At 47.5% G+C, this 16,182-nt stretch carries 9 protein-coding genes; 1 reads left to right on the forward strand and 8 read right to left on the reverse strand.

Annotated features, from left to right (window positions below):
* Positions 1 to 711: 711 nt before the first annotated feature.
* The 6 genes from HMPREF2955_RS10600 to HMPREF2955_RS10625 all read right to left on the reverse strand — a co-directional run bounded on the left by HMPREF2955_RS10600 (position 712) and on the right by HMPREF2955_RS10625 (position 9,862).
* Positions 712 to 2,286, reverse strand: coding sequence for a RagB/SusD family nutrient uptake outer membrane protein (locus HMPREF2955_RS10600; RefSeq protein ID WP_070723479.1), 1,575 nt, complete (start codon positions 2,284 to 2,286; stop codon positions 712 to 714).
* A gap of 24 nt (positions 2,287 to 2,310) precedes the next feature.
* On the reverse strand, positions 2,311 to 5,463 hold the full coding sequence (locus HMPREF2955_RS10605; RefSeq protein WP_070723398.1) for a SusC/RagA family TonB-linked outer membrane protein: 3,153 nt from the start codon (positions 5,461 to 5,463) through the stop codon (positions 2,311 to 2,313).
* Between the two features lie 1,542 nt (positions 5,464 to 7,005).
* Positions 7,006 to 7,869 (reverse strand): SIR2 family NAD-dependent protein deacylase, encoded by an 864-nt coding sequence (locus tag HMPREF2955_RS10610; RefSeq protein ID WP_070723401.1) that lies wholly within the window; start codon positions 7,867 to 7,869, stop codon positions 7,006 to 7,008.
* A complete protein-coding gene (locus tag HMPREF2955_RS10615) occupies positions 7,844 to 8,590 on the reverse strand; it encodes a protein-ADP-ribose hydrolase (protein WP_070723403.1) in 747 nt (248 codons plus the stop codon). The genes HMPREF2955_RS10610 and HMPREF2955_RS10615 overlap by 26 nt, the downstream gene beginning before the upstream one ends.
* 7 nt (positions 8,591 to 8,597) lie before the next feature.
* Complete coding sequence (locus tag HMPREF2955_RS10620) at positions 8,598 to 9,047, reverse strand: pyridoxamine 5'-phosphate oxidase family protein (protein WP_006952084.1); 450 nt, start codon at positions 9,045 to 9,047, stop codon at positions 8,598 to 8,600.
* Positions 9,048 to 9,055: 8 nt separating this feature from the next.
* Positions 9,056 to 9,862: a nuclear transport factor 2 family protein gene (locus HMPREF2955_RS10625; protein ID WP_246830124.1), complete on the reverse strand. Its 807-nt coding sequence runs from the start codon at positions 9,860 to 9,862 to the stop codon at positions 9,056 to 9,058.
* Positions 9,863 to 10,088: 226 nt separating this feature from the next.
* On the opposite strand from HMPREF2955_RS10625, the gene HMPREF2955_RS10630 reads away from it, so the two are divergent.
* A complete protein-coding gene (locus HMPREF2955_RS10630) occupies positions 10,089 to 10,448 on the forward strand; it encodes a winged helix-turn-helix transcriptional regulator (protein ID WP_070723406.1) in 360 nt (119 codons plus the stop codon).
* A 229-nt stretch (positions 10,449 to 10,677) separates the two neighbouring features.
* On the opposite strand, the gene HMPREF2955_RS10635 is transcribed toward HMPREF2955_RS10630, so the two are convergent.
* Both HMPREF2955_RS10635 and HMPREF2955_RS10640 read right to left on the reverse strand, forming a co-directional pair.
* On the reverse strand, positions 10,678 to 11,517 hold the full coding sequence (locus tag HMPREF2955_RS10635; protein WP_070723481.1) for a hypothetical protein: 840 nt from the start codon (positions 11,515 to 11,517) through the stop codon (positions 10,678 to 10,680).
* A 286-nt stretch (positions 11,518 to 11,803) separates the two neighbouring features.
* On the reverse strand, positions 11,804 to 16,018 hold the full coding sequence (locus HMPREF2955_RS10640) for a right-handed parallel beta-helix repeat-containing protein (protein ID WP_070723409.1): 4,215 nt from the start codon (positions 16,016 to 16,018) through the stop codon (positions 11,804 to 11,806).
* Between the last annotated feature and the right edge of the window lie 164 nt (positions 16,019 to 16,182).

Raw genomic sequence — 16,182 nt, forward strand, 5'->3', positions numbered from 1 at the left:
AATCATTTTGTCGTCAGCGTGTTTTGCAGTGTTAGAAAGTAAGCTATGCCTTTCATTGCGTTGCAGAGATTAAGCAATGAACCGCAATTTATTGCAGATAGTAAGCGGCTTGTTGCCTATCATCCCTTTATGATATTATTTTAATGCCTATATATAAGGCGTCGGGCATTGCATAATTGTGGAATATATATGGGAAAAGATTGACAAGTAAAAGCGGCAACGGATGAACTGGTCACAGAGATTGAACTTGATTTGTCGGTGCTGATTAATCAAATTACCCGACCGAACCAGCCAAATCGTTCAAATGGATTAATCAAATTACCCAACAGAATTGTCCAAATCGCCCAGATTGACTAATCAAATTTCCCAACCGATTTTGCCAAATCGCCCGACAAACCAGTTCGATAAGCTGGTTATCAAACATTTCCAACAAGCCAGAATGGCTTATTCTTCTGCACACAACATAAAGACATCGCCACATCATCAGCGGTTGGGAGAGTGAGTATAAGAACGATATGCAATCATCATAACACCCTTGGAGTGGCCATACAACACAAGTATTGTATCGGTAGATACATGATATACAATCATTACCACACCCTTGGAGTGGCAATACCTGTGGGTGATACACCCCCTCCCAGCCGCAGATTATGTGGCGATGTCTATAAAATACGATGAGGTTATACGATTATACCAGACCCCATTGAGGCCCTATTTGCCGGCGTAACCCTCGTTTTGCGGACGCAATTGCGGGTTGCGTTGCATCTCGTTAAGCGATAGCGGCCACAGCAAATCTGACGATTTAATCACCGCACCCGAACCATTTGTGGCTCCAACGAGGTCCACATAGGTTACCTTTCCTAGCTCGGTGGCCGACACATCTGGGAATTTCTTCGTGCGCAAACAATCATCCCATATTTTATATTCCAATGGGAACTCGCGCAAACGCTCCGTCCAACAAGCCTCAATAAATGCTTCTTTCGACAAAGCCGACAGTTCTGTGGTGAGTTCTGCCTGCGTCTTACCCAGTGCCCTAGCCTGAACCATCGCCAAATATCCAGCAGCCTCAGCTGTAACAGCCCCGCCGCTCTGCACCAAACTCTCGGCTGCATCGAGCAGCGTTTCGGCATAACGGTAGATGTTCCAGTCCTTCGTGCCGCGCCCTGTTTTAAGAACAGCCTCCTCATCAAAGTAATACCAGCACCCACGCGCATCTGCACTGGGCGCAGTCCATACCGAATCGTTGTTCGGGTTCTTATACGTTGTGGCGAAAAACTGCTGTTCTTGTCCGCGCAAGTCGTCTGCCGTGTAGATGTTCAGATAGCGAGCGTTGGGCCCATACACGCGTTCAAAGATGTTATAACTCTTAAATACATTTATAGCCGACGAAGAAAAGGCGTAGGTTGGTCGCCAACTGGTGGTCGATATGTCAGCATCGTACTCCACGGCGTAAAGCACTTCGGGCAGGTCGTCTATGGTTCTCAGCTTGTTATAGGCGCTTTTCAGGGCCTTATCTTCATTTTCTGTGAGCGAGTATTTACCCGAACTGATAATCTGTTTGGCCGTTTCGCTTGCCTGTTGATACTTACCTTGCTGCATATACACCGCCGTAAGTGCCTGCAAAGCCACGTATTTGCTTATGCGATGCCCATTATTCTGCCATGTTTGGTCGGGAAGTGCGGCCACGGCTTCCGTCAAATCCTGTTCGATAAGCGTGTAGATGTCGGCCACAGGCGTGCGTGGCTTTTCCAAATCGGTAACGTTCTCAGAGGGTTGAGTGGGCATTGGCACGTCTCCGAACCACTTTACCAGCATGAAATAGTTGAAGGCGCGGAAGAATTTAGCCTCGCCCAACAACACTTTTCGTGCCTCATCGCTCATAGGTACTTCGGGCATGGCCTTCAAAGCAACGTTAGCAACGTTGATGGCTCCATAGCAACTACCCCAAATACCATCCACAAAACCCGATACATTGTTGGTTTGTTCCTGCCTCGTAAGCGTTCTTGCATACGCACAAACGCGCTCTTGACCTTCGTACGAGTTGCTAAAATAGCCCGTAAGCATACCAGGAATGGTCATGGCCGAACCGAAATAAGCGCTAGCGACCGACGAATGGGCAGTTACTGCCCCCCTACGATATAGTCCATTGATGTTAGAACGAATTTGAGCTTCGGTCTTATTGAAGTCGCGCGAGCTAAGGAGCGACTTGGGTCTTTCCTCCAAGAAGTCGTTACACGAAGCCAATGCCAAGCATGCGCAGGCTGCAAAAATCATTATTTTGTTCATTTCGTGTCTGTTGTTTAGGTTCATTTAAAACGTTACATTAACACCCAGAGTGAATACTCTTGAACGGGGAAGAGAGAAGAAAGCCATGTTTTGACCGAACTTGCTGCCCTGCGACGTCATTTCGGGGTCGTAACCCTTGAAGTCTTTTGAGCAAAGTAAGAAGAGGTTATTGCCACTTAGGTACAGGCGCAGTGCGTTAAGCCCCAACGCTTTCAACGTGGCGGGCGTAAAGGTATAACCCAGTTGCACCATGTTGCAGCGCAGATAAGAGCCGTCTACCACCCAACTGGAATCCACAGTCGTGTCTTGTCCTGCATGACTTTGCGAGTCGTATGGGCTATTGGTCAAGTAAAGCATCTGCTGCATGGTACGTGGATTGGTGCCATTGTAAGCATCATAGAGAATGCTTTTCAGTCCGTTGGTTATTCCAAAGCGGTCGTACACCGAGTGATAGAATTGTTGCATGGTCTGAACGCCCGTAACAAATTGCATTTCAACCGTCAAATCCCAGTTTTTATAGTTAAGGGTGTTGGTCCAGCTACCCGTCCAATCGGGTATTCCCTTACCCAAAATAGACTTTTTTTCTTCGCGTTTGGCTCTACCAACCATCTTTTTTGTGCATCGTCCTGCCGCTTTATCTTCTTCCGTCCACACGCCCAGTCGCTTGTATCCGTAAAAGCTACCCATGCTTTCGCCCACACGTAAGATACCTTCGGGGCCGCCAACCCATTCCAATATTTCGATGTCTTCGTTGTTCTTGCCCAGTTTCAGTATCTTATTCTTGTTGTAATTCAAGTTCAAAATGGAGGTCCAGGTAAAGTCTTTCGTGCGCACGGGATAGGCTGTGAGCATAAAGTCGATACCCGAATTCTTCACTTCGCCGATGTTCTTATATACACTTCCAAAGCCGCTAGAATGCGGAATGGGCGTATCGAGCAACAAGTCGGTGGTGTGCTTGTAATAATAGGAGAAGTCTAGGTTAACGGCATTGTTGAACAATCCGAGGTCGAAACCCACGTCAAATTGTGCCGTTTTTTCCCATTTCAGGTCGGGATTGGCCAACGAACTGATGTAAGCTGCGCCGGCCCGCTTGCCATCGAGCAGCACCGTTCCCGAACCAACGCGGGCCAACGAACGATAAGTTGCGATTTCCGAGTTGCCCGTTAGTCCGTAACTGGTGTGCAGCTTGAGGTTGCTCAGCCACGGATTGCCTTTCAGCCAGCTTTCTTCCGACACAATCCAAGCCAAACCGGCCGAGGGGAAGAAGGCGTACTTATTGTTCTTTCCAAACTTGGAAGAACCGTCGGAGCGTGCAGTAAACGTAGCCGAATAGCGGTCGTTGTAGGTGTAGGCCAAGCGTAAGAAGTACGAATTCATCTTCCACTCGTCGTAGTTAGAGCCTGGCGGGCGCGGATTTTTGCCCGTTCCCATGTTCAAGTCTTCAAACAAGTCGCTCTCAAAGCTTTGTGCCTCCGAGTAGTTGTATCTCGAAGCATACGCTTGCCACGACATACCCAGCATGGCATTCACGCGATGTAAGCCTTTAAGCGTGCGGTTATAGGTAAGGTATGTTTCTTCTTGCCAATACAAGTTGTTGTGTCGGCCGTTGGTTGCCACACCCTGTTCGGTTTGCGAAATGTTGTTCAATTCGCGCGATGCGTATCTCCTTCCTTCCTCTGCGTGCCAGTCGATACCCAGCTGCGTTTTCAAATCAAGCCCTGGCAGAATGTGGAACGTAAATGCAGCGTTACCAAACACCTGCGTGTTATAATACAGGCGTTTCTGCATGTCAAGTATCATTACAGGGTTCGACATGCCTTCAAAACCAAACTTACCCACCATCTCAGAGGGCGAATTAGAGGTGGTATAGCTGCCATCGGGTGTCCTTACAGGCAGCCACGGCAGCATCTCAATCATTGTTCGGCGTGCCTCTTGTCCGCCTCCGCCCTCGTCGGTATGCCTGTCCCACGTGTGGTTCACCATCAAATTAATGCCCGTGGTCAGCCATTTGGTGGGATTGGCATCGTAAGCCAACTTACCGCTTATACGCTTTGTCCACGTATTCTTCATTATTCCTTGGTAGTCGCTGTAATTCAGGAAAGCACCCATCGACGAGGTTTTCGTTCCTTGCTGAATGTTCAGCTGGTGGTTATGCCCAATGGCCGTGCGTGTAGCCTCCTTTTGCCAGTCGGTATCGTATAGCGGATTGCCGTTGGCATCAAAGTATCTGCGGTCGCTAAACCAGTAAGGACGTTCCAATTTCCAGCTGGTTCCTTGGTATTTGTTTTCGTTTTCAAGTCCTTTCATAAAGGCATCGCACCATTCGCGGGCGTTCATCACCTCCATCTTTCGTGCCATGTGGCGTATGCTCACCGAGCCCTGGTAGCTCATTCGGGTGCCTTCCGTGCCCGAAAGTCCGCGTTTGGTTGTTACCATGATAACGCCATTGGCACCGCGAGCGCCATAGATAGCCGTTGCCGAAGCATCTTTCAGCACCTCAATGCTCTCAATGTCGTTGGGGTTCATCATGGCAAAGTCGTTCATCACCACCCCGTCTACCACGTAAAGCGGGTCGGTAGAGGCGTTGATGGTGGCCATACCGCGAATGATAACGCGCGGCGAAGTGGTTCCCTGCTCCGAATTAGAGAAGATGTTAACGCCCGACACCTTACCGCGAAGGTTATCCAGCGCGCCAAAGCTTTGCGCCTTTATCATGTCTGCGCCCTTGGCCACGGCGATAGAGCCCGTAACGTCGCTCTTACGCATCGTGCCATAGCCCACAACAACAATCTCGTCGAGCATGGCTTTGTTCTCTCCCAGGGTCACCAACACATTGTTGTTGTTGCCCACGGTGAGCGTTTGCGTATCGAAACCGATGTACGACACTTGCAACTTGTCGCCTGGTTTGGCATCTACCGAGCATCGGCCGTTAACATCAGTTGCTGCCCCGGCCTTAGTAGACATTACCACAACGCTAGCCCCCACAACGGGTTCGTTGTTTTGGTCTACAACCGTTACCAACACCGTGCCTGCTCTTTGCCCAGCCTGCGATGCGTAAGGTTTCGCAGCAACATTACCTTCGGCATACGTTGGCATGCCATAGGCAAGTGCACACGCCAGCACGCCATATAGCGGTACACGCGTGGTTTTACTTAGTTTTCTTGCTTTTTGGGTCATAGTTATTTATTAATATGGTTGATGTATAGATTGCAATTTCCGTATAAAGTTTCCTTGTTATTCACTATTAGGTCTGTCGCAAATATAGCGAAAATATGCTTATTTGTGGTTACATATCATAAATAAGAACAAAAATGGTAATAAATTTTAACTTATTACGTTTACTAAATCAACGAAATTAAGATTTGTTTAAGGGTTATAATCAACAAATGCAAGGCATCGAAGTATCTTTTAACCACCCACTTAGCAAGTTAACTATGCCGTTAAGCCATTATCAAAAGGCTTTACGGCCAACGCTCTCAATTGCATTCCTTTTTCAATATAGGCAAGAAATTCGGCTTTACTTTTAATATGGCCATAAAGTAAGAGAAGTTCGTTGTCTTGGTGATGCCAACACAAGATAAACCCTACTGGCGTAGACGAAGTATAGCACAAACCAACTCACTGGCTTGTAAACTCACGAAAACCCAACTACTCACTAATTCGTCAACTCACCAACTTAAAAACTTGCCAACCTCACCAACTTAAAAACTTATCAACTCACAACCTCATTAAGCTCACAATCTCACCTAACTTACCAACTTAAAAACTTATCAACGCACAACCTTATCAGCTCACAACCTCACCAATTTAAAACTTATCAACTTAAAAGCTCAAAACCACATTCAACTCACAACCTCACCAACTTAAAACCCCATCAACTCAAAAGCTTAAATTATTATTTTTATTTTTACAAAGCCCCTCTAATTTTCACTCCGTTCTAGCAAAAAAATAGGTCAAAAAGTAGGTAAATGGCCACATTTTCTACTCTTTTTCGCCTTGTGCTTTGTCCATTTTTAGGCATATAACCTGTATTTTGCACCATTTAGCCTTTCTAGTTGGTCGCCAACTCGCAATTTTTCCACTACCAATTACCCGCTTTTTACCCCCAAAAACCCACTTTTTGATGCCCATTTTGCCCCTTTTGGCCCTGTTTTTCATGGCGCAAAAGAATTATATTTATACTATTGCGGTGGATATTTATGCTTTTCGCCTTGCATTTAGCAGCAAAACGCACCGCATTTAGCACCATTTTACCCTGCGTTTTGCACCAAAACGCAGTGCGTTTAGCGGCATTTTACCTTGTGTTTAGCACCAAAACGCAGTGTATTTTGGTGCATATTGCACTGCATTTTGCTGCAAATGACCCAAAATAGGGTGCAAACAACGGTTATTGGTAATAAATATTCATTCTTGCTTATCGGTGTACTAATCCCTTTTTGCACCAAAACAAACCCTCGCGAGAATCGATTTTTTGCGCAAGATAACGATTGGTGAACAGAAAGGGCACTCATAATGTTAAATTTCTTACTATAAACTAGACAAAAACAATTTTACCGCGTGCACGTGCATAGGCAACAGCACGCAATGCACGTACGCTTACTACTATCAGCGCGAGCAGTTGCGGGGCATGCACTAAACCCTAATCGCTCGTTAGGCCGCTTGTCAACTATTTTAGGTTGGTTCCATCGTTTCCTATTCACCTTTCATTACTACACCCAACTACATACTTCTTAGATTGAATAAGCGTTTTACCACAACACCCAGTTCTTCTGTAAAGCAGGTGAAGTTAAATACATTCTCCTGCATCAATTGCGGATAGTCGCGGTTAAAGCGCACGAGTGAGATATTTGAATTACTTGCAGCCATTTGCTCAAAGGGGAAACGAATGATGGATGGCGTGTTGAAACCGACACCAAACTCAAGTAAAAGAAGTTTATGTTCCCATGCCTTTCCTACAAACTCATGATATGCTTCATTTTGGCGGTGCCATCGTTCATCCTCGACAAAAGTATCATCACAGCGCAGGTTGGGACTCATCAGCTCTCCTGTAAGAGGGTGATGAGGGATCAGTTCTGTGGGAACTTTACAGTCTATGGTTGCTGCTAAGGCCTGCTTTACCCAAGATTCATTATAGACAAGCGTCTTCGTACTTCCGTTTCTTGCCTGCAAATAGGCATAGTCTCCTTGTGTCGCAAATATCTTTTCCTTTGCAAATTCAGATTTTTCAAACTGTGCATCAACATTTGTTGTTATAACGAAATACTCTTTTCCCTTGATAAGTTGCAGAATGTTATGATAGAGTTCCGTTCCACCCGTACGAAAACGGGAGAACCAGATGTGCTTTGCCCAATATGCCCATCGTTCTTCTTCGGTCTTGAACGGATAAAAGGATGAGGAATAAAGATCAGTGATGCCATATTGGTCTATCCAAGGTTGAAATTCCCTTTCAAATTCCTTTCCGGCGTAATCCAATCCAGCCGCAGCCGACAGGCCTGCCCCTGCTCCAATCAATATATAATCAGCATCGGCAATAAGCCTGCCTACATGGGCTATTCTTTCAGATAAGCTGTTGGTAAATGTCATAATCAGTATCGGTGAAAACGTTGAATACGATAGTCTTTATGTGTTTCCTTGAAAATTTCTTTATGGTTTTTACGGCTATCTCCGCTGCCAATTTCTGTGGAAAACGAAATACTCCCGTTGAAATACAGCAGAAAGCAATACTCTTCAATCCATGCTCTTCGGCTATCCGAAGACAGGAACGATAGCAGGAGGCGAGCTGTTCCTCTTGTTCTTTTGTTGGTATACCATTGGGAATAATCGGACCAACGGTGTGAATGACATACCGTGCGGGGAGATTAAAGCCTGGCGTTATCTTGGCCTGTCCGGTAGGTTCTTCATGTCCCTGCGCCTGCATCATCTCATTACAGGCACAGCGCAATTGTATGCCGGCAGCAGAGTGAATGGCATTGTCAATACATGAATGAAGAGGAATGAAACAGCCAAGCATCTGACTGTTTGCTGCATTGACGATGGCATCTACTTTGAGTTGGGTTATATCCCCTTTCCATAGTTGTATGCCTTCCTCAGCTATTTCAACGATTCCTTTCTCTTCACGCTGCCTGCTTAGCTCTTCGTCTTGCGCATGGAGCAATTCGCTGGATGGCAAAGACGGTTGCCATACGTTCATCAAAGCCCTCATCAGCTGTTGTTTAAGTGGAAGGGTTCTCGGAATATCTATTTGTTCTCCCGTCTCCTTCAATAGTATTTTAAGTGCATGGTCTATATTCTCTAGTCTATCCATTTATGTTTTATTTCTTTGTAAACCGCTCTCCAACAAATCCTGCACCTTCTGTTCCTTCCAAAAGATTGAAATGACGGAAGACCGGAGGAGTAGGTCGAAGGTCATAATAATCCATTTCCTCTATATTGAAAGAGAAGTAAGCCAGTTTGTCGTAACCGCTGTAAAGCCGCTGCAGAACAGGATTATGCTCGTAAATCCAACGCTTACATTCATCGTCTACATTGAAATTGGCTTTCCCTGCGCAACGCACCGAAACCTGTCCGTGCATGGCGAGAATCTCTATGTGCGGATTCTGTTTCAACTGTTGGTAAACGGCTTTTTGCGATGATGTGGCAAAGTAAAGCGTAGTTGTTTCTTGCCGCATAATCTGAAAGATACGTATTTTGGGCAGGTTGCCCTCGCTCGTGGCGAGGGCAACTTCCTTATGCAGACTTAAAAAGTGGAGTGCTATTTGCATGGCGTAGCTTAATTCAGTCCATTAAACTTTCCATTCTGATGCTTCCATTCGCTTTCAGGCGCAATGGTTTCCATTACATCCCAATGTTCGGCTATCTTTCCATCCTCCACACGGAACAAATCATAATAGCTAGTGGGCTTACCTGCAAATGCTCCCTCACTGACAGCAAGAACGAAATTACCGCAACCAAGAACCTTGTGCAACCTGAAATACTCCATCTTGATGTTCTGCTTTGCCAATGTTTCCAATGCACTGCCAAGTCCGTCCAGTCCGTCTGCAATAGATATATTGTGCTGGATGTAGCTGTTCCCGTTGAAATAAGAAGCCAGACGCTCTGGGTGCTCACCTTTCAGTACGTCAATGACAAAGTTCTTCACCAAAGCCTTGTTCTCTTCTGTCTTATCGAAGTCTGCAAATTCTGTCGTCCCATCAAATGGAGTATGACCAGAGGGATTCTTGCTACCATCATAAGGCATGAGGTTGTCCCAATGTTCCACAATCTTTCCATCTTCAAAACGGAAGATGTCAAAACCTGCTTTTGGACCATAGAAGTTGTAATCAGTCTGAGCAACAACAAAGTCACCATCACCAAAGGCACGTACTGTATTCACCCTTGCCTTCTCCGGGTAGTCTGCCAACCCTGCCAAAGCTGCTCCGAAACCTGCCAGACCATCGCCCACGGTCAAGTTATGTTGTGTGTAGTTATCTGCATTTACATATCCCACAGCAACCGTGTCGCCAGTTTCGATTGCTTTAAGGAGTGCTACTACCTTCTGAACATTCTCGTTCTCTGCAATAAATGTTTTCTTTTCCATTGTCATTTATATTTTAAATTATTGTTTGCTGTTACTTTTGACGATGCAAAGTTAGCACAAACAATCACTGCTTACAAGAAGGCACAAAATGGTGATATACTTACCAAAAAGTAGGAAATAGCAATATATGGAAACTTCCTGAAAACGGCATTAACAAATATTAAGTTGTGAAGAATACGTAACTAGCATTCTTTTCATACCTTTGTTTAATAAAAACATTGAAGCAATGACAAACAAAAATGTTGACCCTGCTTATTTAGCCTGCCCAATCCGACAAGTTATCAGCCGCTTTGGAGACAAATGGTCGATGCTTGTCCTCTATTCGCTTCATAACAGTGAGACTGGCGTGTTACGTTTTAGCGAGTTGCATAAGCACATGACCGATTGCTCGCAGAAAATGCTTTCTTCAACGTTGAAGAATTTGGAACAATATAACTTAATACATCGCGAGGTTTACCCTGTCGTTCCGCCACGTGTGGAATACTCCCTCACAGACACGGGCAAGTCGCTCATGCCTGCCATCAGTTCCCTTATAGACTGGGCAAACCTACACTTTGATGATGTCGTTACAAGGCAAATCTCTTAATAGGAAACCAGATACATATTGAAATGTTCTACATTGATGCTCACCACATGAACTCAAAAACTAACAACCTAAATAACTTATAAACTCACAACTTCAAACAAAAACTCACCAACTCAAAAACTTATAAACTCACATACTTATAAACTCAACCCCATAAATAACGCAAGCAGGGCAGGCGACCTAAGCCCCCTACCCTGCTCCATTTACTCTGCCAACAACAATCTTTTCCTTAGAAAGAAATGTCGATACCGGCCTCAACAACGTTGTAGTCTTTGCGAATAGGCACAATGGGCGCCGTATCGTAGATTATGCGATAAGTGCCACGAAAGCCTACACTGGGCGTTACGTGGTAGGCAAGGTCTACTGCACCGCCAAACCGAGCACTCTTATGGTAACTGTCCGGTCGGGCTTGGTGAATGCCCGTGGCGATAAACTCCCAATGTTCTCCTATCGTATGCTTGAAACTAAGCGACAAATGACTCTTTATATAGCGACTATAAGCATGGAGCGGTGTGCCAACTGGCGGGTCGGGATATTCCCATTTTTCGAACTCATAGAAAAATCCTGCTGTGGCAAACATAAGGAAATGGTCGGTATTTACCAGTCGGTAGCGCGTCTGCAAGCCAGCAGAAACCTTAAAATTCATACCTCTACTGCCTGCCCATTGCGACTCGGTGTAAGGGTAAACCTCAAAGGCATGGGCAAGCAAGTAACGAAACTCTGCATGTACATGACCTCCACTCACGGTAACTTTCTTTCCATAAGCAGAAAATTCCAGCTTGTTGATGAGGTTCACCACGCGGTTTTTGCCAATAAGTAAGTTAAGGTTGGCCGTGTTCTTAAAGGTAAGCACGTTCTCTTTCTCTGTCTTGAAGTCTAGAACGGGCTGCAACGAACCTTGTATAGTCTTTGCACTGTCGATGTTCATCGTTAGGTTTTCCGTGAAAAGCATCTGCGCTTGTACAGGAATTGAGACGATGAAACCCAAAAGCACATAAGTAAACAGCCTTGCGTATGCCACTTTTTCAGGGCTTTGATGAAATAATGATGCAAATAAAGAGGATAGCATTTTGCCTATTCTCTCATTGTAGGGCCGATGCCCCTTCCATGTTTCTCTAATCATATTCTTGTCTTTGTTATCCTTAATTTGTATGTATGTTGTTTGCAAAGGTAAAGATTAAATCCTGAATACTGGCAGCACTTAGGCTGTTTTTAACGGATGACTAAACCCCAAACTTGGGTTAAAGCCCTGTATAACGCAAGCAGGGTAGGCAACCTAAGTCCCCTACCCTGCCCTAATATTGAAATCTTTTGGCGGTGTTAACCGTTCAGTTCAGTTCCCTCATCGCACATCTTTACAGCCTTATGGCCTTGCTCCACTTGCCGTTGTTCCACGTTACGCGAACCACCAACACGCCTTGGGGCAAGTCCGTTACTTGCAAACTGTCGGTGTTGGCAGGCAAAACGTGGCGCGAAAGCAACATACCGCTCGTTGAGAACACCTCGACAACGGCCTGATTGGGCAGTGACGAAAGGCTCAACACGCCCTTGTGTGCACTTAGTTGGATGCCATTGGCCGATGCCGAAGGTGCAACGATGGCCGTAGAAGGCGACTGCCAAGCACGTTCGTAAGCACCAATGAGGGGCGTTGATGTGTTGCGCGGCTGCCCAAGTATGTCGGTCGACACCACGGCAAGGGGCGTGGCGTGGCGCAATTCGGGTTCGGAAAGGGGTTGCAACAATACGTCGGATGCAAACTCCACCTTATTATTATAGGCATATCGCTCGCCCGAAAGAGCCATCCATGCCGAAAGTGTGGCTACGGGTGTGCGCACATCGGCTAGCGATGTGCCGTTGGTGTAAAGGTTGTTGTGGTCTAAACGCAGGCTGGCCAGGTTTTCTTGGCGTGCGCATTGGTAAACGGCACCCTTACCCATGTTGGTAAAAAGGTTGTTGGTTAGGCGTACGTTGTCGGCCATTTTGCCGAGTATGCTCACCGTAATGTCTTTCTCGTTGCCTGCAACGCAAAGGCTGTTGTGGGCCACTAACAGGTTGGCCAGGTCGCCTTTCAAGGTTAAGGCCTTAGAGACATTGCGACTTGGGGGCGTTGTGCCGTGGCTAACCATCACCACATTGTTGACTATCTGCGCCTGCGAAGTGGGCAAACCCGACATGTTGCGCACGTAAATGGCCGTGCAATAGGCTTTTGTGGACAGGTTGATGCGGTTACGGGCAAGGCGAACATCGCCCGAGGCATCGATGTCTACGGCGTTAAAGTCGTTATGGTCGGAGGTTTCGTTCTCTACAATGTTGCCTTCGATGTGGGCATCTGCCTCGCGTGCCACGTATATGGCCTTCGATTCTTGGTTGCGGAAGACGTTGTTGAGGATGCGCCCACCCACTTCTTTGGGCAGTGCCACGGTGCCTGTGCCGCCCAAACGCACGCCCATATAACCGCCTTCGAGTAGCGAACGCCGCAGCGTTAGATGGTCGTTGTTGGCGTTGGCCTGACTTTTGGCGTACATGTTGAGCAGCGTTACCTTCTGTTGTATGTTGGTTGATTGGGGCGCATGCACGTAACAGCTGTCTATCGTTACGTGTCGGCTTTCGTTGCGCAGGTGTATCACACCAGGATAAGTAAGGTCTTCGGTGCTTATTTCGAGTGCTTGCAAGGTGGTATAATCGGCTCCGTCGAAAGTTACCACGCCGTACTCTTTGGCCATTTGGTCGGGGTCGTAACCGCCTTTTTCGAACTTATCGTGGAAGATATGCACGTCGCCGCGCTTGCCAGAGGCCGCTTTGATGGTGAGTGTATTGGCAGGCGACAGGCCAGGTATGTGCGGAATGAGGACGCGCTCGTTGTACTTACCGCTTTCGATGCTGATGGTAACGGGGCCGTCTACCCCATCTCTCAACGCATCTACGGCTGCTTGGATGGTTTTGTAGGTGGCGTTTGGGCCTACGTTAAGCGTTCCGCTGATGCCTTGTGCAACGATGGTGTTGGCTGTTTCAGCGGTTTGTGGCGTAACTTGGGCATTGTTGGCGGTTATATTGGTGAGCGATGCGGTGAGCGTTTGCCCTACTTGCGCCTCGCTTTCCACATCGGCCGCGAGCCAAAAATGGTATTCGCCCTCTTTTTCGATGGTGTAAGTGCCATCGAAGATGCCGTTGTTGCGGGTGTTGGTAGCGAATGTTTGCGTGGTGGCAAAGGCATTGTCTTGCCCAGTTGCATACACCTTATATATATGTATGGGGGCATCGCCTTGCATTTGGGCTTGCATTTGGGTGATGGAGAGCTGGCCATTGTCGCCCTTAACGCTGACAACAACGTGCAGCAAAGGCACATCTGTTTGTCCCTTAAATGCCTTTTCGGGGGCGATGGCGTGGGTTTGCACCTCGCTAACAGCAAGCTTTTGCGGCGTAATGGCCGACACTTCGAGGGCGAAACCCTCGGCTGCAACATACTTGCCCGTGGTATAACGCAGGGTTATGGCACCATCGGCAGAGGTGGAAAGCAGCTTGTCGAAATGGTCGTTGCGGCTGAACGAGAGGTCGGGTTTGTCTTTTTTCTCCGTTCCGAAGTACACTTCCAGCCTGTCGGCAGCAGCTACCTTCCATGTTATCGGCTTTATGGCGATGAGCCTTCCTACGGTTTTGGGTACGAAAGTAATATGTCCGTCGAAGGCTTTACTTTCACTTTTGTCTTTTCCTCCGTCGTCGTATAGTGTCAATGTGGTGTTGTCGGCCACCTCAACACGGCCGTTATCGCCCTTTACTAGTGCGCGTTCGTATTCCACACGGCGCGCTCCATCGGGGTCACCTTGTTGCACGGCGGTTTCGCCTAGCGAGGTTTCAACCTTCATCAAGGCCGCATCCAGTAGCTTTCCTGCTTGTGCATCGTTGGCCACATCGGCGCAAAGCAGCAGCCAGTTGTCGCCTTCGGTAAGGGCAAGGGGAGTAGATAGGGTCATGGTTTGTTGCTGACTAAGGGCGGCTTGCGCGATGGTAGCCATGGGATTGCCGCTAGGAGCGGCATCGGGCGTGTTCTTAGGTTGTGCAAAAAGCTGCAAACCAGCCATTGCAGGCAACGATTGTTTGAGGTTAAGTTGCAGGCTGTTCAGCGTTATGGGCTGCAAATTGCCCTCGGTATGCAGGTTAATCAGCAGCAAGGACTGACGTGTAGCACCCGGCGAAACAGCTGCCGTAGATGCTTGGCGCACGTCTACGCTAGCCAACGACATGGCTTTGGGGATGTATTCGCTTACTTTGGCTACGAAACCTTTGGCCGCATAGTAGCTGTCGTTGGGGTTGAACACGATGGTTAATGCACCATCGGGCGATTGCGAACGTAGCGTTTGGCCGGGTCCGCGCTGTTTGTCGGCGGGCGAAGTAAGTTCCCAAAGCTTGCGCCCTTTCGTTCCTATGCCTTCGTACACAATGAATTTGGCACGCACACCGACGTCGGTACGTGACGAATACACAATATCGAACTTGGAAAAATCTATCTGAACCACATGCCCAGCGTGCAGTGGAGTGAAGGTGGTAATGCGGTCGCGCGAGCCCCCTTCGTAGTAATCGTTGTACGAATTGGTTTTAGACTGAAACGTCAACCCGCCATTTACGCGCTTTTGATGCGTTCCTTCGAGTGCGTAAACCATGTTTTCTACCGCCCGTTCGCCTGTTGGCAGTGGTGCGGGGAGGGCATGTTGACCATCGGAAAGCGCCAGTTGAGCGAGCGAAAGGGCAAGCGTGTTATGGTTTTCGGCCTCGTCTGCCACGTCGCAACCCAACCAAAAGAAGTTGTCGCCCGAACGAAGTGCAGGCTTGGCGGCTATGTTTAGCACCACTTCGCCGTTTTGCACGATGCCATCGGCTATGCGATGGGCGGTTGAAAAGTCGGTGGCCGATGTGCTTTGATATAGCTGAATGGCAGCTATCGGTCCGCTAGCTTTGAGCGTTAAGCCGTTAAGGGTGAGTGCAGGTTCGGTGTTTTCTGTACGAACATTAAAGCCCAACAGCGGTTGAGCCTTGTCGCCAGCGGTCAGCGAGGCATCTTTCATGGGCGAAATGGTTACATCGCGAAAGCGCATCGGTTGAGGAGTGAAAAGACTTACCACGGCTTTAAACCCATTGGAGCGGAAGGCCGTGGTGCTACCAAACTCTACTGTGAGTGCGCCTTGCGGGTTGGTGGCTTTCACAATGGGCGTAGTGCCCTTGGCTATGGTGGCCAGAAGTTGGTCGTCGCGTACCTCCGTGCCATCGTAAACGCGGATAAACTGCTTGTACATGCTACCTTCGAAGATGTCTACCAGCTTGAAATCTACTTGCACTTTCTTGTCCGTAACCTTGGGAATAAAGGTTACGCTGCTTGTTTTTCCGTCCTTAAATTCGGGCGAAGTCTGCCCATTTGGTCCGCCGTCGTCGTAAAAGTCAATTGGCGTTTCATCCACATCAATGGATTTGGGCGTAAGTTCCATGCGCACTTCTCTGTTTTGTGCCGTAGCCACAAGGGGCGAAAAGGCATAAAGAAAGAGGGCGCAAAGAACCATGAAAAGTTGTTTTTGCTTCATAATTATTGTGATGTTAATGTTGATTTACATGTTGTTTGCGCTGCACGCACAGCGAAAGCACAGAGGGCTTTTAATCTGATACAAAGTGAAAAGACATGATTTAACGAAATGAAATGCTACAAAGCACGCCAGCGAAAGCGTGCCGAATGCGCCGAACCTAACCC

This window comes from Prevotella sp. HMSC073D09 (genome assembly GCF_001814145.1).
Lineage (GTDB): Bacteria > Bacteroidota > Bacteroidia > Bacteroidales > Bacteroidaceae > Prevotella > Prevotella conceptionensis.

Bases quoted from the DNA above. Each gene is read 5' to 3' on its own strand.
- HMPREF2955_RS10600 (WP_070723479.1), bottom strand. From the start codon at position 2,286: ATGAACAAAATAATGATTTTTGCAGCCTGCGCATGCTTGGCATTGGCT.
- HMPREF2955_RS10605 (WP_070723398.1), bottom strand. From the start codon at position 5,463: ATGACCCAAAAAGCAAGAAAACTAAGTAAAACCACGCGTGTACCGCTA.
- HMPREF2955_RS10610 (WP_070723401.1), bottom strand. From the start codon at position 7,869: ATGACATTTACCAACAGCTTATCTGAAAGAATAGCCCATGTAGGCAGG.
- HMPREF2955_RS10615 (WP_070723403.1), bottom strand. From the start codon at position 8,590: ATGGATAGACTAGAGAATATAGACCATGCACTTAAAATACTATTGAAG.
- HMPREF2955_RS10620 (WP_006952084.1), bottom strand. From the start codon at position 9,047: ATGCAAATAGCACTCCACTTTTTAAGTCTGCATAAGGAAGTTGCCCTC.
- HMPREF2955_RS10625 (WP_246830124.1), bottom strand. From the start codon at position 9,862: ATGGAAAAGAAAACATTTATTGCAGAGAACGAGAATGTTCAGAAGGTA.
- HMPREF2955_RS10630 (WP_070723406.1), top strand. From the start codon at position 10,089: ATGACAAACAAAAATGTTGACCCTGCTTATTTAGCCTGCCCAATCCGA.
- HMPREF2955_RS10635 (WP_070723481.1), bottom strand. From the start codon at position 11,517: ATGCTATCCTCTTTATTTGCATCATTATTTCATCAAAGCCCTGAAAAA.
- HMPREF2955_RS10640 (WP_070723409.1), bottom strand. From the start codon at position 16,018: ATGAAGCAAAAACAACTTTTCATGGTTCTTTGCGCCCTCTTTCTTTAT.